We start from the raw sequence: 1,398 nt of genomic DNA, 5'->3' as shown, positions 1-1,398 counted from the left end.
GGAGCAAACAACGCCTGCTTTCTAATAAATCTTGGCACTAAGGTTTGTAAATGTGGATTCGATAGGCCAGCGGCAGCGGTAAATATTGTCATAAAAACAGTCCATGCTTCTTTTATGGGCTTTGATAAAGTGTTGAGCTTTTAGCGAAACGCCCACGTTTTTATTTGAGCTTGGTTGATTCTTAGCATAAGCGCAAGGGTTTCACTGATATGATCGACCAAAACAGGTGATGGGTAACTGGTTGAATAATATCAAGGTTGGGCGTATTAAAGACTCACCCCCAAATGTTTTTTAGTCAGCATGCGATCATGGTAACGAGCGAGCGCAGTTAAGCTTGGAGCTTGATTGAATAAAAGGAAAAGGAAATGCGTTAGGGCTGTGGTGCTGGTTCAGAAAAAGCGTCGTAGAGGTTTTCCGCCCCTAATAAACGACAGTACTGTAAAGCGAGCGGTGATTGTTGGTTCGCTGTAAGTTGAAGAGACTTAATGCAGTCGACGAGATCGGACTGTTGTTGCTTTTCAAGCTGCAGCTCAAATTGTAAGGCTTCACGGTAGAGTGAATCAACAACGTGTGCTTTGAGGTGTTTACGCAGCTCTCGATAACTATGAAGCAAGGTTTCAGAGCGACTTAAGCATTGTTGCACCTTGTGCCACTCCTCCTCAGCGAAAGAGAGTTGCTGCTCATCAAGCCATTTGAGAAGCAGCAGTAGATTGACGTTGCCATGGAATTGGTTTTGCAAAGCTAAGCACGCATCCTTAACACCGCGCACACTGTAATACTGAAGGCTAAATTGCCATAGTCGTTCCAGTGTTAGTGATATTGGTGCGTGCTCTGGGCTCATAAGCTATCCATATCCAGTTCCATCTGCTCAAGCTCTTCTTGAGTGGACATCCAATCCATTTCAACTTCTTCTAGCTGTGACTTACTGCTCGCTTGTAGAGCGAGTACTTTATTCAGTTTAGCCTTATTTTCAGCTTCATACAGTGAAGTATCGGATAATTCTTGCTCGGCTTCTTCAAGAGCTAACGTTAATTTATCCATCTGCTTTTCAAATTGAGTCAGCTTTTTACGAATTGGTGCCGTTAGTTTCCGGAACTCTGCTTCTTTACGTTTCTGATCTTTTTTTGCTGCTGCACTGTTGGCGCCATCTTTTGCTGGTGCCAATGCTTGTGCTTCTTTGCGCTCAACTTTCTGTTGTTCGGTTAGCCACTTGTAGTAATCGCTAAGGTCACCATCAAACGGTGCAACTTGACGGTCGTGTACAAGGTATAAATCATCAGTAGTGGCACGAAGTAGGTAGCGGTCGTGCGATACGATAACCATCGCGCCTTCAAACGTCTGTAATGCAAACGTTAGTGCCTGACGCATATCGAGATCCAAGTGGTTGGTTGGTTCATC

General features: G+C 44.3%; 1 protein-coding gene and 1 pseudogene. Both read right to left on the bottom strand.

Annotated elements, in window-relative coordinates:
* Nucleotides 1–370: 370 nt before the first annotated feature.
* Entirely contained in the window at nt 371–841 is a 471-nt protein-coding gene (locus tag AB4496_RS18465; protein WP_009848923.1) for a TIGR02444 family protein, read from the bottom strand.
* A pseudogene (locus AB4496_RS18460) lies at nt 838–1,398 on the bottom strand (ABC transporter ATP-binding protein); the annotation flags it as partial. The gene AB4496_RS18465 and the pseudogene AB4496_RS18460, both read right to left, overlap by 4 nt.

Origin of the sequence: Vibrio sp. 10N.222.46.A1, from assembly GCF_041473595.1 — a bacterium.
Lineage (GTDB): Bacteria > Pseudomonadota > Gammaproteobacteria > Enterobacterales > Vibrionaceae > Vibrio > Vibrio tasmaniensis_A.
This window is presented reverse-complemented; position numbering and strand designations above follow the sequence as displayed.